Below are 24,953 nucleotides of genomic sequence, written 5' to 3' on the forward strand. Positions count from 1 at the left end.
TCGAAGTCTGGTATCGCCCGATCCAGGCGTCCAGCGATGGGCAGCCTGGATCGGCTTCAAGGTACCCATTCAGATCGCCCGCCGGATGGTGATGCTGCCCAGTTCAGCTTCGCCGTTCTGGCTGCGGTACTCACGCGTGCGGAAGTAACGGGCAAAGGCGATCTTCCAGTTGCCCCAGTGCGCGGCGACTCCGACACCCAGATCGGCAACGACGTCTTCGCGCTCGACACTGGCGCTGTCCTTGAATGTATTGCCATCCAAAGTGATGTCGTGAGCGACGTAGCGAACATCCAGCGCCACGAAGCCGTGTACGCGGACCGTGTCGCTGTAGAGGGCGCCGATGGTCGGCGCGGTGTTCTCCGCGACGGGTAGTGCCGGCGCACTGCCGAAGTTATCCGGAATCCAGCCGCCGATACGCACTTCAGCGCCAGCGTTCACGAAGGTGGTGAGATTGCCGATCGCGCCGCCGTAATGAAAGATCACATCCGACATCCAGGTGGGCTTGGTGAACGTGCGCTTGTGAAGCCGCTGCTGCATCAGGCGGAACACCGGCTCGTCACGCAACTGATGATCCCAGCCGGCGAAGTCCTCGCCACCGACCAGGCTGTGCACGAAGTCCTGCGTTTCTTGTGCGAACGCAGATGGGCCCACCATGCCGACGTTGAAGGTGGTGCTTCGCATGCTGTTCTCGTCGCGGCCGTTATAAGTCACGCCCAGCATCAGCACGCCAGCATAGGGGCGATCGTTCGGATCGGGCGTCTCGAGGCGCCAGTCGCTTGGCGTGAATATGCCCTGACCCAGCGTCATCACCATGTTGTTGTACTCGTAGCCTTGCGGCTGCAGCCATGCCAGTTTGCGATTGAGCCAGCGCGTGCTGCCCGACAGGCGCTGATCCTGGAAGCTCTGGATGGTCGGCGAGACGAAGCCGAACTCCGTGCCGTTCGAGTAGCCGCGATCGGTGCCAGCGAACACGTCGTTGTCGAGGCGCATGTAGGCAGTCATGCCATTGGCGTCGTCGGGCGATTCGCTGGCCTGGCTCAGTGTCGAGCTGCCGAGCGCCAGTGCGATCGAAGCGGCCCAAGCGAGGGAGGGACCAGAGGTGGTGCGCGTTTGCTTGTTCATGATGTTTCCCCGTTTGCGATGCGTCGAAATGACGATCCGTCGTTGCGAGGAAATATCCGCCGTCACGGCGTGCAAGCCGAGTTCAGAGGCGTGAAGCTCAGTGAAGCGTTGCGTCGGTTGTAACAACGTGCCCTTGCACGACTTAACAACTCGTAAAAGCTTCCCTGCTGCGCTAACAGAGGAATGCGGGCAGGTCGAGCGGGAGGAGAGCTAGCTGGGAGCTAGCTGGGAGAGTCAGCTGGGAGAGAGGTGCAATCGTGTCGGAGGATTCGGCGTGTCGAGCAGATCGATCAGCGCTGCAGCGAGCTTGGCCGGGTCGCTCGCCTGCGTGGGTTGGGTAGCCGCTGCCAGCTGACGCATCGCGCCCGCGCTCGTTCGATAGTCCTGGATGTTTCGGGAGCTGGCCGAAAGCGATTTCGGATCCAACGAGTTCGTGTGAAAATGCTCCGGCGCGACGACCGTGACATGGATCCCGACGGGCTTCAGTTCTTGAGCCAGCGCTTCCGTCAGTGCTTCGACTGCAGATCGGGTCGAGCAGTACACGCCGCAGCCGGCATGAGCGACATCTCCGCCGACGGAACATACATTGATGACATGACCGGTGCGTCGACGCCGCATGTATGGCAGCACCGCGCGCGCGACGGCCAGCACGCCGAACACGTTGGTGCGATAGATGGCTTCGATTTCCTTGCCGGACGCTTCCTCGACGGCGCCGATCAGAACGTAGCCCGCGTTGTTGATCAACACGTCGATGCGCCCGAAACGGTCCACCGCGGCCATGGCCGCGGCGTGCGCTTGCGCCTCGTCAGTGACATCGAGTGCGACCGGCAGCGCGGCGGGATGATCCCGATACCGCTCCACCAGCGCCTGTGGATCCGGAGCAGTCGCCACCACCGAATGGCCTCGGGCGAGGGACTGCTCGACGATGGACTCGCCGAAGCCCCGGTTGGCTCCGGTGATCAGAACGACCTTACTGCTCATGCGCGACACATTGAGGCCGCGGCGGGGTCGGGACGAGTTTTGACCCGTGAATCGGTGTGAATCGCTGTAAACGCCCCGGCAGTCAGGCGGATTCGAGCCCCGCCATGACCTGTAACAGCTTGTTCTCCCAGCTCGGTGTGCCTTCGCTGCGGGCCAGCTCCAGGCCGCGCCGGACGCACTCGGCGGCGGCCTCGCGTTGCCCGGAATCGAGCAATATTTGCGCCTTGATCCGGTGCATCTCCGGCAGATCGTAGGACCGACCCACGGCTTCGCGCTGGGCGATCGCCTGGTCCACCACGTCGAGCGCGGCGCCCGGCTCGCCGGTGGCGCGCAAAGCATCCGCCAGGATGGCCGAACAATACGGCGCTTGAGCGACCTGTCGTTCCCGATTCAGTCGTTGAGCGGCGTCCCTCAGCAGCGGCACCGCGGCCTCATGGTCGCCCAGACCGTGCAGCAACTCGCCTTTGAGCATCTTGCCGCCGGCGAAATAGGGCTCGAGCAAGTAGTGATGCGAGGTATCGGCCAGGCGCTCGATGGCCTGCTCGGCCTCGACCCAGCACTCTCTCCACAGGTACACCGACGTGGCATAGAGCAGGGTGAGGCAGTACGACACGGGATGTTTGAGCTTGGCGCCTTCGTCGATCGCCTGCGCCGCGACCTGCAACGCCTTGTCGGTTTGTCCGGTGAGCCACAGGAGTCGCGCGCGGACCGCAAGACCGGGCGTGCGCTGGTCGTAGCCGAAGTAACGTTTTCGGGTGCCGGGCGGGGCGGTCGGATGTGACATGGCCGCATCACAACTTGCCAAAGCCGCGACCTGATCTCCGGCCAGGTGCAGGGCCATGCCCAGCATCCACTGCGCGCTGGCCATCTCAGCATGATTGGCCACTTCGGCGGCCGAAGCGGCGGCATCGCGCGCTCCAGGGAAGTTTCCGGTCCGAGCCGAGAACGCGTGCATGCCGGTGAGGAACTCGAACTGCCCCCGCTGGTCGCCGAATTTGCGAGCCAGCTCCAGGCCGCGCACGATTTGCAGCCGCACTCGCTCATCGTTGCCCAGAGAAAACATCGTCGAGACGGACAGCGTCCTGAGCAGCTGCGACTCGTGGATGCTGTCTCGATCCGCATCGATGAGCCGTTCCAACGCTCGCGAGCTCCAGACACGAGCCTCGGCCAGGAGCGACCAGCGCAGAATCACTCTCGTCGCAGCGACGCTCAGGTCTCGCGCGATGGCTGGATCGCCTTGCTCGGAGAAGCTCCATTCGAGCGCCGAGCGAATGTTGCCGAGATCACGACTGTCCAACGCGCCCGGCGCGGAGGCGTTTTCAGACTCGCGACAACGCAGCGCGAAGTAGCGCGCGTGTCTTGCGGCAATGAGCTGCGCTTCTCCGCTCTCGGTGAGTTTGAGCAGCGTGTAGGCACGCACCATTTCGAGCAAACGATAGCGAGGCTGGCCTTCGGTGATGCGCATCGACACCAGCGATTTCGCCACCAGGCTCGCGATGATCTCGATAGTCGCGGAGGAATCCTCGTCCTCCTCGCCGACGATGGCCAGGGCGCCGGCGAGGCTGAATTCGCCCATGAACACCGACAATCGGCGTAGCACCTGTTGCTCCTGGTCGCAGAGCAGGGAGTAACTCCAGTCGAGGGTGGCGCTCAGCGTCTGATGTCTGGGCAAGGCCGTGCGACGGCCACGCCATGCCAACGCGAGTTGCTTCTCCAGCAACTCGGCCGTGCCGCGAATGCCGAACACGCTGACCCGCCCGGCGGCGAGTTCGACGGCCAATGCAATGCCATCCAGGCGGCGGCAGATCTCCGCGACGATCGGCGCTTCCTCATCGCTCAAGGTGATCGGCCCGGCGGTGGCGCCGGCGCGTTCCAGGAACAATTGAACGGCAGGATATTCGAGAGCGCGCGCGGCGGTCATGTCATCCGTCGTTTCCGGCGTGCCGAGCGGTTCGAGCGCATAGACATGCTCGCCTTCGACATTGAGCAGTTCGCGACTGGTCGCAAGGATGTGGACGCGCGGCGCTTCGACGAAGATCCGCTCGGCGAGAGCGCCGATCGCCTGGATCACGTGCTCGCAATTGTCCAGGAGCAACAGCAGATTGGTCTCGCGCAGGAAGGCCAGGATTTCAGGCGTCGGATCTTCTTTGCGAACGGTCAATCCGAGCGTGGCGGCAATCGCATTGGGCACACCGGCGGCATCTGTGACCGCGGCGAGGTCGACGAACACCGCCGCGGTGAACTCCGGACTGAGCAGGTGCGCGACGCAAACGGCGACGGTCGTTTTGCCGAGGCCGCCGGGGCCCACGATAGTAACGAAGCGAGTGCCTCGGACCTGTTGTGTCAGGGCGGCGATGGCGGAATCGCGGCCCACCATGCGGGTCAATCGCGCTGGCAGAGAGGAGGCGACACGAGCGGGGGCGCGCTCCGAGGTGGAAGCCGGCGATGCCGGCGCATGAGGCGTCGATTCCGATGGGACGTTCGAATGGGGCGTGGAGACGGGAGCGACGAACGAATAGCCGCGGCCGGGAACATTGGTGATGTAACGAGCGCCGTCAACGCCGTCGGTGAGCGCTTTCCTGAGCGCGGCCACGTGCACGCGAAGGCTGCTTTCCTCGACGATCACATCCGGCCACACTCGCGCGACCAGAGTTTTCTTGCCGATCACCTCGCCAGCGCGCTCCACCAGCGTGATCAAAATGTCCAATGCACGGCTGCCGATTTCGACGGGTGCACCGTCTCGTAACAAACGGCGCTCGATGGCATGCAGCCGAAACGGACCGAAATGGTACTCGCGTGCGGGTGAAGGGGGCGGGCCCATGGTTCGAGTCTCGAGTTCGCGCGGGAAGCGTGGATGATACCGCGTACGCGGGACGGTAGCAGTGAATGCACTGATACCACGGCCCGCGGCGCCGTAGCGTAATGACCCGGTCAACGGATCGGAGGTGTGTCATGGCAAGCAGCGGACTACTCATCCGGATGGACGCAATTCATGGCAAGGAGCGCGAGGTCGAGCAATTCCTGCGTTCGGCCGTGCCTCTGGTGGAGGAGGAGATCGGCACCACCTCCTGGTTCGCCGTGCGTTTTGGGCGTGGCGAGTACGGAATCTTTGACACGTTCCTGGATGATGCCGCGCGCGAGGAACATCTGGCCGGGCCGGTCGCCGTCGCCTTGCGAGAGCATGGCGACAACCTGTTCGATTCCCCGTTGCGCATCCAGCGGGTGGAAGTGCTGGCCGACAAGATGCCGGTCACGCATCCGTTCCCGGACACCAAGGGCATCCTGCTCACCTTCAAGCCCAAGAGCGGTCACGAAAAGGAAGTGGAAGAGTTTCTGGTCGACGCCAGGCGCATGGTGATGGAGGAGCCGAACACCGCCGCCTGGTTCGCTCTCAAGACCGAGAACGGTGAGTACGGGATCTTCGATGTCTTCCCTGACAACGGTGCGCGCTTCGTGCACCTGGTGGGCCACGTGCCGCGCGAGCTGGCGAAACACGCCATGTCGTGGCTGGGCTCGGTGCCAGAGGTCGAGTTGGTCAGCGTGCAGGCCGAGAAGCTCGGGGTGTGACCGCGGCTGTTTGAAATAACGTGATCGCAATGTCATCGAAGCCCACCGCGCGCACGTGGAAATGAATGCCTAGGCAGCCGACACGACAAGGAACTTTCCCGACAAACATACGTTAGTCATGTGTGTTGTCAGCTACGTGTGTGAGAGCGGGCGCCACAGCGCGGACACGACCGGACTTCCGGTCATTGCTGCTGCTGATTCCATTGGCCCTGAGCGCGGCCTGCGCTCAGAATCCGCAAGTCGAAACTCCTGAACGGACGCCACCGATCGTCACCCGACAGCGAGCGCTGTCCGAGCACGAGAGCGATCCGTTGCTCAAGGCGGCGCTGGAGGATTACAAGAACGACGCCCAAGTGCGCGAGCTCGTCAGTGCCGTGCGGCGCTATTCGTCGGCGCCGTTGACGACGGGCAATCGCGTCGGCGTGCTCATCGACGGGCCGCAGACCTATGCCTCCATCGAAGCGGACCTGAAGGCGGCCCGACATCACATTCACCTGGAGACCTTCATTTTCGGCGCCGACGATATCGGCCGGAAGTTCGCAGATTTGCTGGCGCGCAAGCGCAAGGAAGGCATCGAAGTGCGCGTGCTCTACGACAGCATCGGCAGCATGGAAACCCCGAAAGATTTTTTCGAGCAGCTGCGTCGGCAGGGCATCGAGGTGCGCGAGTTCAGACCGATGAATCCGGTCAAGAACCCGCGCATCTGGGACATTCACAATCGCGATCATCGCAAGATCATCGTGATCGACGGCCAGGTGGGCTTCACCGGCGGCATCAACATCGATAACACCTATTCGAGCGCGTCGACCAGCCGGCCGGGGCCGAAGCGCGGCGTCGAAGACGGCTGGCGCGATACCCACCTGCGCATCGAGGGCCCGGCGGTCAAGCAGCTGCAGACGTTGTTTTTGCAGTCCTGGGCGGAAGCCGGCGATCCGGTGCAGGCGACCGACGGCGATCGATACTTACCGTCGCCGCGATCGGCCGGCGACACGCTGGTCACCATCGTTGCCAACGATAGCGAAAGCGAGGACCGCTCCCTGTACGGCACGTATCTCGCGGCGTTCAAACATGCCAGCAGCCGATTGTGGATCACGCACGCCTACTTTGCTCCCAACGACGAGCTGTTGGATGCGATGGCGGATGCCGCGCGTCGTGGCGTCGATGTGAGGCTCATCGTGCCGGCGTTCACCGATTCGCGGCTGGTGCTCAATGCCACTCAGTCGACGTTCACGCCCCTGCTGAAGGCGGGCGTGAAGATCTATGAATTGCAAGATGCGCTGTTGCACGCCAAGAGCGTGGTGATCGATGGCACGGTCTCGATCGTCGGCTCCGCCAATCTGGACATGCGTAGCTTCGTGCACAACGATGAAGTCAACGCCATCGTGATCGATCGCGATTTCGGTCGACGCATGGAGCAGGTGTTCGATCGCGACCAGCGCGCGGCGAGCCCGGTCACGCTGGAACGTTGGAAGAAGCGCTCGCTGTGGCAGCGAATGAAGGAGTTCAGCGTCAAGCTGTTCGGCTACTGGCTGTGACACCTTGCCAGGCGCGCATGAACTCCGCGCGTTGCGTGGCTTCGTCGTCGTGATAGCGCGATGAGAAATGAAACGGATGCGCGTCTTTGACTGACGCCAATCGGGCGACGGCGCCCGCTTGCGCCGTGGTGAGATGAGACTTGCCGGCGGCTAGCTCCTGGTCTGCTTCCAGGAACACCGCTTCGATGAACAGCAGGTCCGCGTCGGCGGCGAAGTCGATCAGGCGTTGCCGATTGGCGTCGGTCCAGCCCACGTCGGTGATGTAGCAGACCTTCTGGCCGGGCACGAACTCCAGCACGTCGCGTTTCAATTCGCCCAGCGAGAACGTTTCTTCGCGGAAGCCGTCGCGCGTGCGCCATCTGACGTGAATGGGTGTGTCGTCAGGCGCGTCCGAGCGTGCTTGTTTTTTGAGCTCCGTCAGCCACGGGCCGGTGGGCAAGCCGCGGCTCTCGAGTCGATTCTTCCACACGTTGATGTGCGTGCTCTCCTCGAAGCGGAAGGCAAGTGATGTGATGTCGTGATGGTCCAGCGCCACAGTGCGCACCAGGAATTGTTCGTCTCGCAGGAGCACCCCGTCGTCGGCTGCGATGTTTGAAAGCGGCTCGCGCTGGAATCGGTCACGACTGCGGAAGCGGGCGCGCGCGACGGTGCCGTCCGTTCGCATCTCATGCGCCTCGATGACGAAATCTACGCTGTAGTTCTGCACCAGATTCCAGGTGTACGCCGCGAGCTTATGCTCCACCTGCGAAATGAAATGCTCCGGTCCGTACAGACGCACGCCGGTATCGCGGCCGAGACATACGCGCAGCAGGTGATCGAAGCCCGCGAAATGGTCCATGTGCGTGTGGCTCACGAACACATCGCTCACTCGCAGCAGCACGCGCGTGGAGAGCGATCGTACGTCCCCGATATCGAAGAGCAGGGCGCGCCTCTGGAACTTCAGGTCGATGCACACGCCCGGGTCGCCCCACACTCCGTTGACCAGCCTGGCGTGATAGATCGGTCGCATGCCCGCGCAACGCCGTCACACCGGTGAAGTTCCTGCGCCTGTCACTGTCCGGGGATGGGCAGGCACTCCATGACTTCCACCGACTGGCCCGGGAAGATGGCGAAGTGCGGATGATTCTCGAACATGCGCGCCGCCGCCTCGTGGGACTCGGCCTGGACCACCACATAGCCGACCAGATTATTGGTGATGTCGGAAACGCCTGACCGATCGATCTGCTTGGTCTTGCCGAGCGGTCCACCTTGCGCCACCACGACCGCCTGGTGCTTCTGCATCCAGGCGCCCCAGGCCTGCATGCCTTCCTGCTCGCGCTGCTTGCGCTGAGCTTCGGGCATCGCGTCCCACTGTGCTTTTTCCGGCGCGGTGGCCGCGCCGGTGTAGACCGCTAGGAAAGTTTTCATGTGGCCCTCCTCAAAAAAATTGCGACTCGATGCGGCCGGGAACCGCTGGCGCTGCGCTTGTCCAATCGGTTCCGAGCCCGGGCTCGGTACTATAATTCTCCACGGCGGCCGGGACGACCCGCGCGGCTGTTTTAGCACGAGGGACGACCCTCGCGATCATGGAGCGCACCATGAATGGTGCTCGCCGGCATCGTCGGATTGAAGATGAGCTCAGCTCGAGGACGGCGCTGACGCTTGGGCGGCGCCCGGAATCTCGTTCAGCGCCTTGCCTTCGCTGCGAGGCTTGCTGAACGGCGTCGGGCGCGTCGGCGCTTGCGGCGTGTTGCGAAGGAGCATTCCCATGCCTGCTTCGTAGCCGCCGCCGGCGACCTCGAGCGCGAAGCGTTCGGCATCGCGCTCGCGAATGGTGTCGATGACCTCTTCGATCTCCGCATCTTCCATGCCCAGCTGACGCAGGGCTGCGCCACCAAACTGCAGTGCCGATTCGAATGTTTCCCGGATGTGGTAGTCGACGCCCGCGCCGACCAACAGTCGCGCGTGCTCTCGATCGAAGGCGCGCACCAACAGCTTCGCTTGTGGGAACTCGGAGCGGACGAGTTCGACGATGCGATCGGACGCTTTCCGATTGTCGACGCACACGGCAATCGCTCTGGCATTGCCCGCACCGGACGCTCGTAGCACATCCAGACGGGTGCCATCGCCGTAATACACGGTGAAGCCGAAGCCCTGGGCGGCGCGGATCATCTCGATGTCCGAATCGATGATGCTCACATCGACGCCGCGCGCGAGCAGGGCCTGGCTCACCACCTGGCCGAAACGGCCGAAACCGATCATGAGCACGCTGCCGGTGAGGCCTTCGGCGATGGGAATGCCGTCCAGCGACTGGCGCGCTGGCTGTATGAAGCGGCGGACCACGATGACGACCAGCGGCGTGAGCACCATCGAGAGCACCACGATCGCGGTGAAATTCGCGTTCACCTGGGCGTCGATGAGTCCGCGGGCGGAGGCGGCGCTGTAGAGAACGAAGGCGAACTCGCCACCTTGGGCCATCAACACGGCGCGATCCAAGGCTTCGGGATGCGAGCTGTGGGTGAGCCGGGCGACGAAATAGATGCACAGCGCCTTGGTCAGCATCATCGCTGGGACGGCGGCGGCGATCAGCGCCAGGTTCTCGGCGACGACGGACAAATCCAGGCTCATGCCTACGGCGAGGAAGAACAGGCCGAGGAGCAGACCGCGGAATGGTTCGACGTCGGCTTCCAGCTGATGCCGGAAAGTCGATTCGGAAAGCAGCACGCCGGCGAGGAATGCGCCCATGGCACTGGATAGCCCGCCGGCCTCCATCAACAGCGCCGAGCCGAGTACGACCAGGAGCGCGGCGGCGGCCATCACTTCGCGAGTGCGAGCGGCGGCGAGCAGGCTGAACAGCGGGTTGAGTAGCCAGAGGCCGGCGAAGATCAGCGCCGCCAGCGAGCCGATGCCGGTGACGATGGCAAGCCAATGGGGAGTGTCAGTGGCGGCGGCGACGCTGGGCGAAAGGAAACTGACGAGCGCCAGCAGGGGCACGATCAGCAGATCTTCGAACAGCAGCACGGAGACCATCTTCTGGCCGTGCGGGAGGGCGATGTCGCCGCGCTCGGCGAGCAGTTGCATGACAATGGCGGTCGAGGTGAGCACGAAACCGGCGCCGCCGACGAATGCCACCACCGGTGAGAAGCCGAACGCCATGCCAACGCCGGTGAGGCCGAGCGTGCAGGCGCCGATCTGCAGGGCGCCGAGGCCGAAGATCTGTTTTCGCAGGTGCCACAGATGGGACGGGCGCATCTCCAGGCCGATGATGAAAAGAAACATCACGACGCCGAGTTCGGCGAAGTGCAGGATGGCTTGGGGGTCGGAGAACAGACCCAGGCCGAAGGGGCCGATCAGCAGGCCGGCGGCGAGGTAGCCCAGCACCGAGCCCAAGCCCAATCGTCTGAACAGTGGCACGGCGATGACGGCGGCGCCCAGCAGGGCGACTGCGCTGATGAGCATGTTGGAGTCTTGTTCGGGGGCCATGTCGTTAGCCTGTGCGAAGAAACGGATGGTCTGCGTCGGCGGCTTGCAGCGGCAGGGCGGTGGTACCGGCCGTGGCTCGATGCCTTCCGATCAGACGGCACTGGTACCGGCCCCGCTTCGATGCCTGCGTATGGGGCGACGCAGTCGCGGGGTTAGCTTGCGCGCGCAGGCTGAATCATATCGATCTGATGGCGCACGCGCAGGGGAAAGTCGTGGAGCGCGCACGATCGTGATAGTCGAGGGTCAGCGCGACTTGGGTGAGCGCTGGAACAGGTCGGCGACGACCGAGCGAAGCCAGCGGTTGCGTTCGTCGTGGTGGAATTTTCGGTGCCAGAACTGTTTCAGGTCGATGCGTGGTGAATCGAAGGGCAGGCCGACCACTCGAAGTTGGGCGGATACGCGGGAGAAGTAGCGGGCCAGGGGTTCGGGCACGGTCACGATCAGGTCGGATTGCGCAACGATGATGGGGGCGCTGGAGAAGTGTGGCGTCGTGAGCACCACCTGGCGGCGCAGTTTGCGACGAGCCAGATACCGTTCGATCACCTCTTCAGTGCGACTCTCCGCACGCACCACGGCATGTTCCAACTGCAGATACTGCTTCAACGTGAGCTTGCTGGCCGTGACTGGATGATCCGACCGCAGCAGGCTCGCGAACGTATCCGAGAACAAGGTCTGCTGAAAGAAGTTGTGCTTCTTCAGATCGGGAAAGTAACCCATCGCCAGATCGATGCTGCCCGCCTCGAGCCCGGCCGCCACATCGTTGGCTGGCAAACTCACCGCACGCACTGCTGCGCGAGGGGCAAGCCGGCGAAGCTGCTTCAACAGCGAGGGCAGAAACACCACTTCGCCCACGTCCGACAAAGCAAGACTGATGGTCTGATGGCTGGTGGCGGGATCGAACGTCGGGGCCGCGACGATATCCGAGCCCACGCGTCCTAGAACGAACCGTGCCGACTCGACCAGCGACAACGCTCGCGGCGTCGGTTGCATGTTGTTGCCGGAGCGCACGAACAGCGGATCGTTGAAGAAATCGCGCAGCCTGGCCAAAGCGGCGCTCACGGCCGGCTGGCTCTTGCCGAGCTTCACGGCGGCGCCGCTGACGCTGCGGCACTCATCGAGCGCCACCAGCGTGTAAAGGAGATTCAGGTCCAGCTCGTTCACGATTGCCCCTGTCAGGCCCCTATCAAGCCATGAGCCACTATCCGTTTGGCAAATACAGCGAATATATAGGATCCCGTTGCCCGATCCAGCATGCCCGCCCGAACATCGAGCATTCTGGCTGAAATGTCGAAGGGGAATGAAATGGCGCGGCAGTCTTTGGAGCAGTTGTTGAAGGGCGCCGGCAATCCGGTGCAATGGTTGCGCAACTCGCAGCTGGGCGCGTACGTGTATCCGGTGGTGCCGACCGAGTTCAGCAACTGGCGCACCGAACAGCGCGCCTGGCGAGAAAGCGCGGTGCTGTTCGACCAGTCGCATCACATGGCCGAGATCACGCTCAAAGGGCCGGACGCGCTCAAGTTGTGCTCGTACACCACCATCAACAGCTTCAACAACTTCGCGCCTGGCAAGGCCAAGCAGATGGTGCCGGTCAGCTACGACGGCTACGTGATCGGCGACGGCATCCTGTTCTATCTGGACAAGGACGAACTGCTGTTCGTGGGGCGGGCGCCGACGGTGAACTGGTTGCAGTTCCACGCCGAGACGGGCGGCTTCAACGTGGACTTCATTCGCGACGATCGTTCGCCTTCGCATCCCAATGGCAACGCGGTGCGGCGTCGTCATTATCGTTATCAGATCCAGGGTCCCAAGGCGGCGCAGGTGCTGGAGAAACTGCACGGCGGTCCGCTGCCCGAGATCAAGTTCTTCAACTTCGGCGCCATCAACATCAACGGTCAGCAGGTGCGTGCGCTCCGGCATGGCATGGCGGGCGAACCGGGTCTGGAGATGTGGGGGCCTTACGAGCAGCGCGATGAGGTGCGCGCCGCCATCCTTGAAGCCGGCAAAGACGTGGGCATCGTGGCCGTCGGCTCGCGCACGTATGCGAGCAACACGCTAGAGTCCGGCTGGATCCCTTCGCCGCTGCCGGCGGTCTACACCGGCGCCAGCATGCAGAAGTATCGCGAGTGGTTGCCGGCGGCAGGCTACGAGGGGACCGGTTCTATCGGCGGCAGCTTCGTCTCCGACAATATCGAAGACTACTACCTGACGCCGTATGAGCTGGGCTATGGTCCGTTCGTGAAGTTCGATCACGATTTCATCGGCCGCGAGGCGCTGGATCGGATGATGAAGGAAGGCCGGCCGCAGCGTCGCAAGGTCACGTTCGAGTGGCATGGTGACGATCTCGCCAGAGTCTTCGCTTCCTTGTTCGATCGCGAGCGCGAGCCCTACAAGTTCTTCGATCTGCCGATCGCGAACTACGCTTCGGCGTCCTACGACAGCGTGCTGGACAACGGCAAGCTCGCGGGCTTCTCCATGTTCACCGGCTACAGCTTCAACGAGCGCTGCGGACTGTCGCTGGGCGTGGTCGATGCCGAGGTGAAGACTGGCGATGAGCTCACTTTGCTATGGGGCGAAGAGCAGGGCGGCACGCGCAAGCCGACGGTGGAGCCGCATCGCCAATGTGAGATTCGCGTCAAGGTCGCGCCCGTGCCTTATTCACGCGATGCGCGCGAAAGCTATCAACAGGGTTGGAGAACCCAGCAGCGATAACGCCGATCACTCGTGCTCCGCCTTGCGGCGGAGCTCCTCGGCGACTTCTTCGGCCGGCAGCATCAGCGTCTCGTCGGACAGCACGACGGCTTCGGAGATGGTGGGCGATTCGTCATGCGACTCGCCCGCGCTGACAGCCTGTTTGACCGAGGGCAACGAGCTGTCGGCATTGCGCACCACCTTGAAGGCCTCTTCGGCTTCCAGCGCGCCATAATAGAAATAACCTTGCGCATAGTCGCAGCCCATCCGCTGCAGATCGTTCGCGGCCGCATCGGTTTCGACGATTTCGGCCACGGATTTCAGTCCCAGGCTCGAGGTCATCTGCACGATGGCCGCGGCGATGGCGCTGTTGGCGTGAGCGCTGCCGGCGCGATCCACGAACGGCCGGTCGATCTTCACATAGCTGAAAGGGAACAGCTGCAGATAGCTGAGCGAGGAGTAACCGGTGCCGAAGTCGTCCAGCATCATCTCCACGCCCAGGCTGTGCAGGTCGTCGAGTATGTCGCGGGCCGCGCCGGGGTTGCTCATCAGCCCGCCTTCGGTCAGCTCCAGCTTCAGAATCTCCGGCGGCGTTCCCGTGTCTTTCAAGACTCGCGCGACGAAGGATGTGAACTCGGGATCGCGCAGCGCCGCGGCCGAAATATTCACTGTGAGATAGAAGTCGCGCTCGCGAGGCAGTCGATGACGCCACTCCGCGGCGAGCGTGCAGACCTGCTGGATGGTCCAGCGGGTGATGGGCACGATCAAACCCACTTCCTCGGCGAGCCCGATGAACTTGTCCGGCGTCAACACGCCTTCGATCGGATGCCGCCAGCGCAACAGCGACTCGGCGCCGGCAACCCGCCGATTGCGCAAGTCGACGATGGGTTGATACATCATGTGCAGTTCGCGGCGCTGGAGCGCGACGTGCAGGTCGGCCTCCAGACTCACAAGGCTGGCGGCGCTGCCGCCCATCGCGGGCTGATAGGCCACGGCGGTCGCGGTGTCATGGCGCTTGGCGACGGATAGAGCGATATCGGCCTCACGCACGGCTTCTTCGGCGCGTTGCAGGCCCGAATCGATGCAGGTCACGCCGACGCGAGCGGCGGCGTTGAGGCGATGCTTGCGCAGCTCGAAGGGCTGTTGCAGCTCCCCTTGCAGGATGCCGGCGATGTCGAGCGCGGCGTCCGTCGAGGCAACGTCGAACACCAGCACGGCGAACTGATCGCCGCTCCAGCGCGCCAGCACACATTCGAGCTGCGCGGTGGCTTTCTGGAAGCGACGCGCTGCCTGCACGACGAGCTCATCGCCCGCGGTGTGGCCCAGCGAGTCGTTGATCAATTTGAAACGATCGATATTGATGAGCATCACCGCGAGCCGCTTGCGCCGACGGGTGCGCACTTCTCGCAGCGCGCGGTCCAGCTGATCCATGAAGTAGCGCCGGTTCGGCAAGCCCGTGAACGCGTCGTGATAGCGAGAGTGCTCGAAGCTCTGTTGCAGGTTCTGACGTTCCTCGATCTCCATCGCGAGCTTGCGATTGGTCGCCTGCAACTGCCGGCGGGAGAGGGAGAGCGCATCGCGGGCTCGATGCAGGGCGTGCACCAGATCGTGAGTGGCGAATGCGAGCAGCCAGGCGACCACCGCCAACAACGCGATGGCTGCCGCGAGCTCGCGAGCGGGATACCAGCCGGTCTTCGGTCGTAACGCAAGCTGCACGTATCCACCAGACAATTCCTGCGCGTACGCCTGCGGAAGTCGGATGCGGCTGATGATGGCGTCGGCGAGCGGCTCGATCTTGCTGCTGACAAAGATTCTCGGCGCGCCGCCGGAGCCATCGACCTTGGACAGCTCGAAGTCGTACCCGGCATCGACCATCCGGTTCAGCTGCAGCTTGGAGAGCACTTGATCCAACTCGCCGGCGGAGCCTTGTTGCGCGAGTGTTTGCAACTGCCGCTCCAGGGAGCGGCTGTAGGTCGTGACCAGCGTGCCTGCGGTGGCGCGCATCTGTTCGGCGCGCGCATTGACGCTCAGCGCGATCAGGCGACCGCCGGCCAGCAGCACGACGGCCAGCACCACGAGGGTGAGCCCCCATTGCGAGCCATGCTTGAAGGACGAAAGTTTCATCGCCCTCTCGAGCCGAGGAACGCGGTGAACGTCAGCGTCACCGTGATCTTCTCGCTGTCGGAGACTTTGAGGTAGTCGCCCAGCAGCTGGAACTCACCGCGCTTGAAGGTCCTGCCGATGCCCACAAAGCCTTGCGTGGAATGGGTCGGCGGCAGCACCACGCCCGGCAGAGGGACCAGCACCGCGGGGTTCGCGGTACCGGTGGAGCCGCCGAGGAGCAAGTTGACACGTTTGCCGTAGTAGTCGGCGCGCGCGCTGGTGAGCTCGGTGCCGAGATTGCCGCTGACAGACTTCGCATAGGAAACATTGGTTACGAAGCGCGGTGTCCAGACGTAGGTCAGACCCAGCTCGGGCAGATTGCCATCGGTGGTATCGATCTCGAACTGGCGCGTCTCGAGCTGCACGGAGAATTTGCTGGTGAGCGCCTGGCTGATGCCGAGGACGCCCACCCTGTAGTCGAACTTGCGGCCGACGTCGTCACCCTCGCCGTAGTAGGCCTCGGCCAGAAAAGTGAATCGTGAGCTGGGCTCACCCCGGCCCCAAGCGCCGCGCAGCGAACCGTAGGTCAGCTCGGTGTCCTCGACGAACGTATGATCCACACCGCCGCCCACGAGTGCATTGGGCGTAAGGTAATGCAGATAGCTGAGCGCACCGCCGCCGCCATCGGCATCCGAGTTTCGAAAGTTCGAGACGTTGCCACTCACTGACAACTTGTCCGGCGGGCGCGCGTCGATCTCGGCGGCGGTGGCGGGAATGGCCGCCGCCATCGACGTGAGACACAGAGCAGTGAGCGAAAGCCTCATGGGGGTGTCACCAACGTTGAATTGGAAGCGCTGTTCTTTGGAGCGTCGACGAGCGTGGCCGCCGTGATCTCGCTGCGATCGAGCGCGGCGCGGCCCATCGGCAGGAACGAGACGATGTACAGGCGCTCGTCTTCACCGGGCAGCGGCGTGGCGGAGCAGGTGACTTGATACACGCGAGGGCCAATCTCGATGTGCATCTTGCGTCGCCCGGTGAGGCCCGGCTCCCACCAGCGAGCCGGCATGCCCCCGAGGGTGAGCATCTGCGCCGCGTCGACATCCTTATCCAAGGCGGCGAACAGGGCCTGCGCGGGTTTGTTGAATGAGAGCAGGCGTCCTTGCGAGTCGATCACCAGCATGGCCTGACCGCTGACATCGAGCGCGGCGTGTGCGGTGAACTCCTCGGTCTTGTCGTGAATGACCACGAGAGAGAAGCGTCGTCCCGTCTGCGTGAGGTGCCGCACCTGAACCTCGGTGGCGCGCAGTCGGTCGTCGACTTTGATCATGCTGAGCGGCACGACGCCGCCATTGCCCGTGATCAATTCCTGCACCATTTCCGGATAGGAGAAACGAATGGTCTCGAACAGCGCATGACCGGACAGCGAATCGCCGCTCTGGAACTTCGACGCTCGCGTGCTGGCGCAGACCACCTGCAACGTATCGCTGTCGACGAGCAGCGCAGGCAAGGGCATGGCCTCGATCAGCGTCGTCCAGAATTCCTGCCCTCGCTCGGCTTCTGCGCGTGCGACATCCACGTGCGAATGCAGCCGCTCGAAGATCGTGCCCAGATATTCGGCGGCGACAGCGCAGGCGAACATCAGGATGGTGAAGACTTGCAGCAACACCGCGTAGAACGCGGACGGCGCATAGAAGCCAGGGAAAGGCGAGCTCGCGGCGGCGCCCTGCTGGCCGAGGATCACGGCGAGGGACGCGCCGATGGTGCTGAGGCCGGGCACGTACCACCGCAGCTCGGGAGCTTGCGCCAGCGCCACGACACCCGCGACCACGATCGCAATCAGCGCCATCAAGTACGGTTGCCAGCGCGATAGAAAGATGGCGCCCACCACGGGCAGCACGAAGACCATGAGGAAGGCCGGGTTCTGCAAGCCGCCGGCGTTCATCCAGACGAATCCCACTACGAGGATGCCGGCCACATGCAGCAGCGTGAGCACCGGGCGGCGTTCGCCGACACGTGCAGGCTTGCCGACCACCGTAAATGCGATGTGAATCGCGCCGAGCGCAAGCAGCCCGAGGCAGGCGGCGACGAAGTTGATATCGAGCGCGCTGACCAGCCAGGGCACCACCGTTGCGAGCAGAATCGCGAAGATGGTCAGCAGCCACGTGTCATCCAGAAGATGGATGCGTGGATCGGTCCACGTCGGCGCGGGTATCAGCTGTGTGTCACCGATGTTCATCGCTGCACGACTCCACCGGACGCCTTCGCGTTGCCGGCCGCGACTGTGGCCGAGCCGATCTTGAAATTGTTGCCTTCGAGAAACGGTGCGGAACGAATCTTTTCTCCGCCACCCTCGGGCTCGAAGTCGATCACCTTCAGCGGCAGTCCGCGCGGCCGCATCACCTGGTTGCCGCGCAGAATGGGCGAATCGCCGATCACGTCGATGCCGGTGACCTTCGGCTCGATGATGGTGTTGTCGATGGCGCTGCTGGGATTGCGTGGCGTGCCGAGTACGAACGCCAGGCCGTAGCCGCTGTTGTGAATCCGATTGCCGCGCACCAGGGTGTCGGCGGAGCCTTTGAGCATGATGCCGTAGGCGGCGAGGCCGTCGAACTCGTTATCTTCGATCACGACACCGCGTGCATTCTCGGCGACGATGCCCATGGCCGCGCCGCGACTGATACGATTGCCGCGCGCGACCGCACCAGTGCCCATCAACTGCATCGCCGCTTCCTGCGAGTCGAGCAACTCGTTGCGTTCCAGCAGCACCGACACGTTCGCAGTCAGGATGCCGATGCGCTCCTTGCTGAAACGATTGTCGCGAATGCTGATGCTGCCGCCGCCATTGTCGGGCTCGCTGCGCACCGCCCAGAGCCCGGCGTCACGATGCCCGGAGAACTCGTTCTTCACCACCACGGCGTTGCGGTTGGAGGCGGCGAAGCGCACGCCGACCCGATTGTTCGCGAAGCGATTGCGCTCGAGCATGATCTGGTTGGAGTTCTCCGCCACATCGACGCCGACGTCGCACGACTCGATGGTCGTCGTTTGCAGCTTGAAGCGCTCGGCGCCGCGCAGGACGATGCCGGTCGCCTTGCAGTCGCGGATACGAACATTCTCGATCGAGACATTCGCGCCGGCGACATCGAGCACCGCGCCGGTGGACAACGTGCTACCGTCGATCTCGGTGCCTTGCTCGTCGCCGACGAGGCGGATGCCATGCGCGTTCGCCAACGGCGGGAGCGTGGAGGCCAGCGTGATCTTGGGGACCTGCAACGCGATGACGACTTCAGTGTCGGCCGCGGTGGCTTTGAACAACGCTTCACGCAAGGAGCCCGGGCCGCGGTCGTTGCCGCTGGTGACATCGATCGAGGCGGTGTTGGCTGCCTGGCCGGGTGTTTTCTCTCGCGACTCGTACCAGTAGCCGAGCCCGACGAAGACCGCGAGCAGCACGAACACCGCGATGGAGATGCTGGAGCGACGGCTAAGCGGCATGGGCGCCTCCGGTACGCTGCAAGACGAACACCGCGTGCCACGACTGTTGCACGGCGACCCTGCCGAAGATCACGTCGATGGGCGTCGACAGCAGCGTCACCGCCGCGATGGCCGACACCGCGAGCGGGCGAGGCAGCCGTCGCAGATGGGGCAACAACCAGGTTTTGAACGGCGCGGGATCGACGCCGCTGATGGCGCGCAGCTCGACGCCGGCCTCTGCGAACAGATCCAGGTAGACACTGCGCTGGCGGGCTCGGAACACCGTGGTGTCGCAGTGCTGAGCGACATCCACAGGCGCAGCTTCCAGCAACACCATTCGTCCACCCGGTGCGAGATGACTCGCCATGCGCTGCGCGGCCGAGCGCAGCGCTTCCGGATCGAGAATGTGCTGAAGCACGGTGACGCCGAGAATCAGATCGAATGTTTCTCCCGCATCGAGCTGCGCCAAGTCCTGCACCAGGAAGCGACAGCGGTTTGAAACATTCTTGAGCTCGGCGCGACGCCGGGCTTCGGCGATCATGGTGGGGCTCAAGTCCATGCCCGTGACGCTGCCGCCTCGTTTGGCGAGCAACGTGCTCCAGCGCCCGACGCCGCAGCCGACATCGAGCACCCGCGTGCCGGGTTGGATGTTCAGCCAGGGACGCAGCGCCAGGTGCTGGCTATAATGGATCATGCGGTTGTAGAACTCCGGCATGCCGTACGAGCACACGGCCGCAAGCCCCGAGCCTTCGGCGGCGAAACGCCGCGCGCGATCTTCCCAATAATGTTGGGGCAGGTAGTGCTCGGGCGCCGGCGCGCCCCGGGCGTTCACATGGGCATTCACGGGGGCATTCACAGGGACGTTCAAAGGGGCGTTCATGAAGCCTTCCGCATGAGACTGGTTTTCTCTTCCAGGGGCAGCGTCGTGCTGGCGCTGGGCAGCGGCTCGTAGTGATCGCGGTACACCCGGCGACCCCACAACTTCATCGCCAGCCAGTTGACGTAACCGACCGTCATCGGTGCGATGTGAGTAAGGGCGTAGAACAGGTACAGGGGCACGATGGGCGCGATGTAGGCGCGCTCCTGTTTGGGCACCACGGTGAACAACGCGAACACGCCAAGGGCGAGATAGCTGCCAATGGCCGCGATGAAGTACGTCGGGTTGATCAGCGCGTTTTGCGGAACCAGGTTCGCCAGGAACAGATTGTCGAAGCCGCTGATGAAGCTCAGCACCAGCAGCAGGGCGCTGATGATCTTCAACGGGTGAACGATCAGCGACAGGCCGCCCAGGTAGATCACGAAATGATACATGGCGAACGGGGTTCGCTTGCTGATGCGCCAGATCTCGCTGAAGCGCTCGACGTACACCTTCAGCAGCCCGTAGTACCAGCCCACGCGCTGCGAGAACCAGCGTCGCACGTTGCCCGGGCCTTCCGTGCTGACCACCAACCGACCATCGTAGTAGATGCGCTCGCCGTGGCTCAGCAGGATCAGCGCGTTCTGCAGATCCTCGGCGTAGACCGAATGGGTGTGCTCGGCAAGGGCCCGTTCCAGCGCGCTGCGCCGATAGCAGGAAACACCCGAGGTGATGCTGTAGTCGGCCAGGCTTTCACGCCCGATGCGAAACGCCAGCGCATATTCGAAGGCCTGGAACCGCGCGAGGAAGCCGTCTGGCTCGATCATCACACGCGGGCACACGGCCGCGGCGCCGGATTGCTGGAAGTCGCGAATGAACCGCTCGAAATCGATGCGACTGCCGCCGCTCTTGTCGCGAATGCGAATGTCTGGATCGACCACCAACACGGTTTCGATATGTGGCGGCAGACGTTCCAACAGGCGGCGGATCGCGCCGGGTTTTTTACGATTCACGCCATCGTCGAAACAGCGCCAGCCCGCATGGCGCAGACGGAGCACCGTCGCATCGGTGGAGCCGTCACTGATCAGCCACACCTTGTCGCGATAGGGCGCGAACGCGTCCATGAACTCATCGAGCAGCGGCTCGAGATTGTAGATGGAGGCGATGATGGCGTACGGACGCACCGGGACCAGTTGCCGCGCGCCGCTCGGCAGTGCCGCAGATAAATCGATGGACAAGTGACGATTCTCTTCGGTGGGCGCGGTGGCGATGTGCCGGCGACGCACATGCAGGCGCAGAATGAAATCCAGCGCGTCGGTGTAGACGATCAGATTCGCCAGTCCGTACACCAGCAGCGAGAAGCTCGCGGTCTGCAGATTCGCCGCCGACAGCGCGATCCAGCCGGCGAGCAACGCACATACCCCCAACGGGGCCAACAGACTCCAGGGGGTATTGAATTTCACGCTATCGCGACGGCACGTTTGGCCGTCGCCCTCCTGTCCTGAGGTAAGCGGGACTCGAGCTCGGCGCGCACCTCCTGCTCGGAGGCGACGTCGATTCCATGTTGAGCGAGAACCGGCACACCGGCGAGGATCCATACCAGCGAGCGCAGCCGTGAGGGCAGGTGCGCGGCGCGAGGTTGCAGCTCTGCCAGCACCGCTTCGAAATTGCGCTCGATCTGCAAAATCACTTCGCGCACCGTGGGATCCATGGGCAGGATCTTGGCCGGCTGCTCCCATTCGATGTGGGTGCCGTCCACCTGCCGATGCGCATATTCGGTGTGCGGACGAAGCGCGGGGTCTCGCGCAAAGGCCGCGCCCGAGAACGGAATGACATAGGGATACATACCGATCTCACAACCTTGCCGCAGCCATCGATACGCTTCGCGCAAGGTCTCCGCCACGTCCTCGAGCGTCGCGCGCGGCGAGCTCAGAATCAGATCCAGAAACGGCGTGATGCCCAGCTTCAAAGTCTCGGTCAACATCGGCTCGATGTGACGATGGATCTGGCCCTTGTTGAATTCATTCAACACGTTGCGCGAAAAGTTTTCGATGCCGAAACCGAGTACGCGGAAACCGGCGCGGCGCATCGCACTCAGACGCTCCTCGCTCATGGCGTCGATGCGATTGGTGCTGATGAACTGCAGATGCTTCGGCAGCTCGCCGGACTGCTTGGCGGCCACGATGCCCTCGCACAGCGGCAGCACGCGGCGGTCCTTGGAGAAAACGAAAATGTCGTCCTGGAAGATGATGGTGCGCACTCGCGGATGCGTCGCGACGATGCGCTTGATCATCGCGAGACATTCATCGGCATCCAGCCGGGCGATCGAAGCCACGCTGCCTTGCGCCTCGTGCAGAAAATTGGTCGAAGAACAGAACGTACAGCCCATCGGGCAGTAGTTCAGCGTGATCAGACGCACCGAGCGGATTTCCGCCAGCGCCGCTTCCCGCGCCGCTTTGGTGGGCAGGCCGCCGACGCGATAGGCCGCTTCGAGCCTTTCCCAGTAGGCCTCGTACGGCATGCTTTCATAGGGCGTGGAGAAGATCGCGGCGCGCAACTCGTCATGGTTCAGCGCCGTCTGCGGCAACCGAAGCAGCGTGCCGTCATCGCGTCGCTCGGCGGTGCCAACGATGCCACCCAACGATTGCTGCGATTGCAGCCGCGTGGCGATTTCCAGCAGCGGGCGTTCACCTTCGCCGAGAATCACGCGATCGAACGGACCGAGATCGAACATCAGCTCGGGACGAAACGTCGCTTCCATGCCGCCGGCGACCATGAATGCCTTGGGCGCCAGCCGTCGGGCGAGGTGCGCCAGCTCCAGGTCGAACTTCAACGTCATGCCGGTGGTGGACACGCCGATGACATCCCATGTATCGCGCAATATTTCCTTTTCGAGCGCGCGCTCCGGCGGCCCCACGCAACAGTTGGGATCGAAGACTTTGACCTCGACGCCTCGTTCTGCCAGTACCCCGGCCAGCCGCCACACGCCAAGCGGCGGCGCCAGAAAGGTGTACTCCCCGCAATGTGGGTCGTAGGGGCCCACTAAGAGAAATTTGGGCAAGATGGCACCCGAACTTCTGACTTGTAAATTGTGCGGACATCAAACGCGCCAGAATGCCGCTACGTTCCGCGTAGGTAATATTTGATTTGCGTGCGCGACAATTCAGGTAAGTGTCGGGACGCGCAACCCCATGCTGCAAAGTGTGCCCGGTCGCACCTGATGCGCAAGCCGGCGGAATACGGACGGGCTATAGCGTGGCTTCGACGCCGGCGGAAAATCGGTTGCCGCGATAGTCGTAGTCGGAGAGGTCGGCTTTGTTTTGGGTATATGCGTAGCGGGCGACCAATCGCCAGCGGCGGGACAGGGTGCGGGTCACGGCCAGACCCAGGTCGCTGCGGCGTTCGACGCCATAATCGGAGAGGTCGTAGTCGCTTTGCCGAAGCGAAGCATCGAACTGTACTGTCCAGTCGTTGTTGATGGGATGCTCCACGTCCACTCTCACTTCGTGGCGGGTCGAAGACAGCGTCGCTGCGTCGTAGTCGGCGAGCTCCAGCCGATATGACGCGTAGATATCCCAATCGGCATAGGTCCATAGCAGCGCGGCGCTGCCTTCATGCCGCAGACCGCTGATCCCGCTGTATTCGTCGAGGCCGTCGATGTGATGCAAGCGATAGCGCGCGTACAGGTACAGATCCGGGCGCAACCCTCGACGTGTTTGTAACGAGAGCGTCTGTCTGCTCTCGAAGCCGGAGCCGTCGAGCAGCGAATAACCAGCCCGCAGGCCGGCGTCGTGGGTCCAGTCGCCCGTCGCCCAGCGGTAACGCGCGCCGCCGTAGCCGGTCCACTGATCGAATGTATCCAGATCCTGGTAGTCGGTGAGCATCAACGCGCCTTCCAGGCGCCAGGCGTCCGCCACCGGAGTGCTCACCGCGAGTTGCAGATCGGCGAAGCTGTCTTCGGTGTCGCTGATGCCAAGCACATTGGAGTTGGAGACCAGCGCCACGTTGTCGTCGTAGCCCAGAGCGAAAGCGGCGTAGCCGTACCATACACGAGGCGTTTCCTTCGGGCGCAGCTCGGCCAGCCTGCTTGCGGCCAGCGCGTGCAAACGTTCGTCGCTGGTGGCGGGTCTGACTTTGTCGAACCAATCGGCGGCCGTGGCGGAATCGTTGCGAGCCAGCGCGACCAGGCCGAGGTTGTAATGAGCGAGCCCGGCCATGCTCGGCGTGCGGGCGGCTTCCAGAAATGCGGTCTCCGCGCGGGAGTAATCGCCGCTGCGATAGGCAGCGACGCCGATATTGAAATGAACCGCGGGGCCGGTCATGCCTGCGGCGAGCGCCGCTTCGAAGTCAACCAACGCTTTGGAGTAGTCGCCGGCCTGAAAGGCAGTGCTGCCGGAGCGGAACTGTCGTGCGGCCTCGTCGCTGGCCGCCAATGCTTCGATGCCGACCAGTAACAGCGCGAAATTCAATAACGCGGCAGGCAAGGGCCGCGCACGCGATGTTTCAATTGCGGGGTGAACGACTCGGGCGTTCGTTCGAGCGGATGCGATCCTGGGGAGGAACGCGGGCGTCCGATCGGGCGCGAGCATCCGGCCGACCGCGATCATCTGGCGGGCCGCGATCATCGGGAGGGCCACGGTCGTCGGGAGGACCGCGATCATCCGGCGGGCCGCGATCGTCGGGAGGCCCGCGATCATCCGGCGGGCCGCGATCATCGGGAGGCCCGCGATCATCCGGCGGGCCACCCGACGACCGTGGCCCGCGATCATCCGGCGGGCCGCGATCATCGGGAGGCCCGCGATCATCCGGCGGGCCACGGTCGTCGGGAGGACCGCGATCATCTGGCGGGCCGCGATCATCGGGAGGCCCGCGATCATCTGGCGGGCCGCGATCGTCGGGAGGCCCACGATCATCCGGCGGGCCACGGTCGTCGGGAGGACCGCGATCATCCGGCGGACCACGGTCGTCTTGCTCGCGCCGACGTTCTTCGGCGGCGGCCCGGCGAGCTTGCTCACGTTGTTCGTTGGCTTCCTTGGCTCGTTCTTTGGCGGACTGCGCGACTTCGCGCCCCAGCTCCTGAGCTTCGCGAGCGCGATTCTGGCCCTGGGCGCGATCCTTCTCTTTATCTCCATCCTGACCCGGCCGGTTGTCGCGTCCGCCGGGCTGCGGGG

At 63.7% G+C, this 24,953-nt stretch carries 18 protein-coding genes; 3 read left to right on the forward strand and 15 right to left on the reverse strand.

The window, feature by feature from the left end:
* Positions 1–69: 69 nt before the first annotated feature.
* The 3 genes from JM946_RS15265 to JM946_RS15275 all read right to left on the reverse strand — a co-directional run bounded on the left by JM946_RS15265 (position 70) and on the right by JM946_RS15275 (position 4,924).
* On the reverse strand, positions 70–1,122 hold the full coding sequence (locus JM946_RS15265) for a lipid A deacylase LpxR family protein (protein ID WP_203168158.1): 1,053 nt from the start codon (positions 1,120–1,122) through the stop codon (positions 70–72).
* Positions 1,123–1,356: 234 nt separating this feature from the next.
* Positions 1,357–2,103 carry an SDR family NAD(P)-dependent oxidoreductase gene (locus JM946_RS15270; RefSeq protein ID WP_203168159.1) on the reverse strand — a complete coding sequence of 249 codons (747 nt, stop codon included), beginning with the start codon at positions 2,101–2,103 and terminating at the stop codon, positions 1,357–1,359.
* 82 nt (positions 2,104–2,185) lie between these two features.
* On the reverse strand, positions 2,186–4,924 hold the full coding sequence (locus JM946_RS15275) for an ATP-binding protein (protein WP_203168160.1): 2,739 nt from the start codon (positions 4,922–4,924) through the stop codon (positions 2,186–2,188).
* Between the two features lie 131 nt (positions 4,925–5,055).
* Here JM946_RS15275 and JM946_RS15280 point away from each other — a divergent pair, with 131 nt between their 5' ends.
* Both JM946_RS15280 and cls read left to right on the forward strand, forming a co-directional pair.
* Positions 5,056–5,670 carry a putative quinol monooxygenase gene (locus JM946_RS15280; protein ID WP_203168161.1) on the forward strand — a complete coding sequence of 205 codons (615 nt, stop codon included), beginning with the start codon at positions 5,056–5,058 and terminating at the stop codon, positions 5,668–5,670.
* A gap of 185 nt (positions 5,671–5,855) precedes the next feature.
* On the forward strand, positions 5,856–7,205 hold the full coding sequence (cls, locus tag JM946_RS15285; RefSeq protein WP_203168162.1) for a cardiolipin synthase: 1,350 nt from the start codon (positions 5,856–5,858) through the stop codon (positions 7,203–7,205).
* Here the strand turns inward: cls and JM946_RS15290 are convergent.
* The 4 genes from JM946_RS15290 to JM946_RS15305 form a co-directional block, all read right to left on the reverse strand.
* Complete coding sequence (locus JM946_RS15290) at positions 7,180–8,214, reverse strand: ribonuclease Z (RefSeq protein WP_203168163.1); 1,035 nt, start codon at positions 8,212–8,214, stop codon at positions 7,180–7,182. The two genes, cls and JM946_RS15290, sit on opposite strands and share 26 nt — an antisense overlap.
* Positions 8,215–8,255: 41 nt before the next feature.
* Positions 8,256–8,612, reverse strand: a complete 357-nt coding sequence (locus tag JM946_RS15295) for a YciI family protein (RefSeq protein WP_203168164.1) — start codon at positions 8,610–8,612, stop codon at positions 8,256–8,258.
* Between the two features lie 210 nt (positions 8,613–8,822).
* Entirely contained in the window at positions 8,823–10,667 is a 1,845-nt protein-coding gene (locus tag JM946_RS15300; RefSeq protein WP_203168165.1) for a monovalent cation:proton antiporter-2 (CPA2) family protein, read from the reverse strand.
* Positions 10,668–10,910: 243 nt separating this feature from the next.
* Entirely contained in the window at positions 10,911–11,828 is a 918-nt protein-coding gene (locus JM946_RS15305) for a LysR family transcriptional regulator (protein ID WP_203168166.1), read from the reverse strand.
* Positions 11,829–11,969: 141 nt separating this feature from the next.
* Between JM946_RS15305 and ligM the strand changes: the two genes are divergently transcribed.
* Positions 11,970–13,376, forward strand: coding sequence for a vanillate/3-O-methylgallate O-demethylase (gene ligM, locus JM946_RS15310; RefSeq protein ID WP_203168167.1), 1,407 nt, complete (start codon positions 11,970–11,972; stop codon positions 13,374–13,376).
* Between the two features lie 6 nt (positions 13,377–13,382).
* On the opposite strand, the gene JM946_RS15315 is transcribed toward ligM, so the two are convergent.
* The 8 genes from JM946_RS15315 to JM946_RS15350 all read right to left on the reverse strand — a co-directional run bounded on the left by JM946_RS15315 (position 13,383) and on the right by JM946_RS15350 (position 24,797).
* Entirely contained in the window at positions 13,383–15,479 is a 2,097-nt protein-coding gene (locus JM946_RS15315; protein ID WP_203168168.1) for a putative bifunctional diguanylate cyclase/phosphodiesterase, read from the reverse strand.
* A complete protein-coding gene (locus JM946_RS15320; RefSeq protein ID WP_203168169.1) occupies positions 15,476–16,282 on the reverse strand; it encodes a hypothetical protein in 807 nt (268 codons plus the stop codon). The genes JM946_RS15315 and JM946_RS15320 overlap by 4 nt, the downstream gene beginning before the upstream one ends.
* Positions 16,279–17,694, reverse strand: coding sequence for a hypothetical protein (locus tag JM946_RS15325; RefSeq protein ID WP_203168171.1), 1,416 nt, complete (start codon positions 17,692–17,694; stop codon positions 16,279–16,281). Before JM946_RS15325 ends, JM946_RS15320 begins: the two co-directional genes overlap by 4 nt.
* Complete coding sequence (locus JM946_RS15330) at positions 17,691–18,947, reverse strand: right-handed parallel beta-helix repeat-containing protein (RefSeq protein WP_203168173.1); 1,257 nt, start codon at positions 18,945–18,947, stop codon at positions 17,691–17,693. Before JM946_RS15330 ends, JM946_RS15325 begins: the two co-directional genes overlap by 4 nt.
* A complete protein-coding gene (locus tag JM946_RS15335) occupies positions 18,937–19,806 on the reverse strand; it encodes an SAM-dependent methyltransferase (RefSeq protein ID WP_203168174.1) in 870 nt (289 codons plus the stop codon). The genes JM946_RS15330 and JM946_RS15335 overlap by 11 nt, the downstream gene beginning before the upstream one ends.
* Entirely contained in the window at positions 19,803–21,245 is a 1,443-nt protein-coding gene (locus JM946_RS15340; protein WP_203168175.1) for a glycosyltransferase family 2 protein, read from the reverse strand. The genes JM946_RS15335 and JM946_RS15340 overlap by 4 nt, the downstream gene beginning before the upstream one ends.
* Positions 21,242–22,843 carry a B12-binding domain-containing radical SAM protein gene (locus JM946_RS15345; protein WP_203168176.1) on the reverse strand — a complete coding sequence of 534 codons (1,602 nt, stop codon included), beginning with the start codon at positions 22,841–22,843 and terminating at the stop codon, positions 21,242–21,244. Before JM946_RS15345 ends, JM946_RS15340 begins: the two co-directional genes overlap by 4 nt.
* A 187-nt stretch (positions 22,844–23,030) precedes the next feature.
* Positions 23,031–24,797: a tetratricopeptide repeat protein gene (locus JM946_RS15350; protein ID WP_203168177.1), complete on the reverse strand. Its 1,767-nt coding sequence runs from the start codon at positions 24,795–24,797 to the stop codon at positions 23,031–23,033.
* Positions 24,798–24,953 lie beyond the last annotated feature (156 nt).

Origin of the sequence: Steroidobacter gossypii, from assembly GCF_016801985.1 — a bacterium.
GTDB lineage: Bacteria > Pseudomonadota > Gammaproteobacteria > Steroidobacterales > Steroidobacteraceae > Steroidobacter > Steroidobacter gossypii.

Excerpts from the sequence above, each read along its gene's own strand:
- JM946_RS15265 (WP_203168158.1), bottom strand. The coding sequence starts at position 1,122 with ATGAACAAGCAAACGCGCACCACCTCTGGTCCCTCCCTCGCTTGGGCC.
- JM946_RS15270 (WP_203168159.1), bottom strand. The coding sequence starts at position 2,103 with ATGAGCAGTAAGGTCGTTCTGATCACCGGAGCCAACCGGGGCTTCGGC.
- JM946_RS15275 (WP_203168160.1), bottom strand. The coding sequence starts at position 4,924 with ATGGGCCCGCCCCCTTCACCCGCACGCGAGTACCATTTCGGTCCGTTT.
- JM946_RS15280 (WP_203168161.1), top strand. The coding sequence starts at position 5,056 with ATGGCAAGCAGCGGACTACTCATCCGGATGGACGCAATTCATGGCAAG.
- JM946_RS15290 (WP_203168163.1), bottom strand. The coding sequence starts at position 8,214 with ATGCGACCGATCTATCACGCCAGGCTGGTCAACGGAGTGTGGGGCGAC.
- JM946_RS15295 (WP_203168164.1), bottom strand. The coding sequence starts at position 8,612 with ATGAAAACTTTCCTAGCGGTCTACACCGGCGCGGCCACCGCGCCGGAA.
- JM946_RS15300 (WP_203168165.1), bottom strand. The coding sequence starts at position 10,667 with ATGGCCCCCGAACAAGACTCCAACATGCTCATCAGCGCAGTCGCCCTG.
- ligM (WP_203168167.1), top strand. The coding sequence starts at position 11,970 with ATGGCGCGGCAGTCTTTGGAGCAGTTGTTGAAGGGCGCCGGCAATCCG.
- JM946_RS15315 (WP_203168168.1), bottom strand. The coding sequence starts at position 15,479 with ATGAAACTTTCGTCCTTCAAGCATGGCTCGCAATGGGGGCTCACCCTC.
- JM946_RS15320 (WP_203168169.1), bottom strand. The coding sequence starts at position 16,282 with ATGAGGCTTTCGCTCACTGCTCTGTGTCTCACGTCGATGGCGGCGGCC.
- JM946_RS15325 (WP_203168171.1), bottom strand. The coding sequence starts at position 17,694 with ATGAACATCGGTGACACACAGCTGATACCCGCGCCGACGTGGACCGAT.
- JM946_RS15330 (WP_203168173.1), bottom strand. The coding sequence starts at position 18,947 with ATGCCGCTTAGCCGTCGCTCCAGCATCTCCATCGCGGTGTTCGTGCTG.
- JM946_RS15335 (WP_203168174.1), bottom strand. The coding sequence starts at position 19,806 with ATGAACGCCCCTTTGAACGTCCCTGTGAATGCCCCCGTGAATGCCCAT.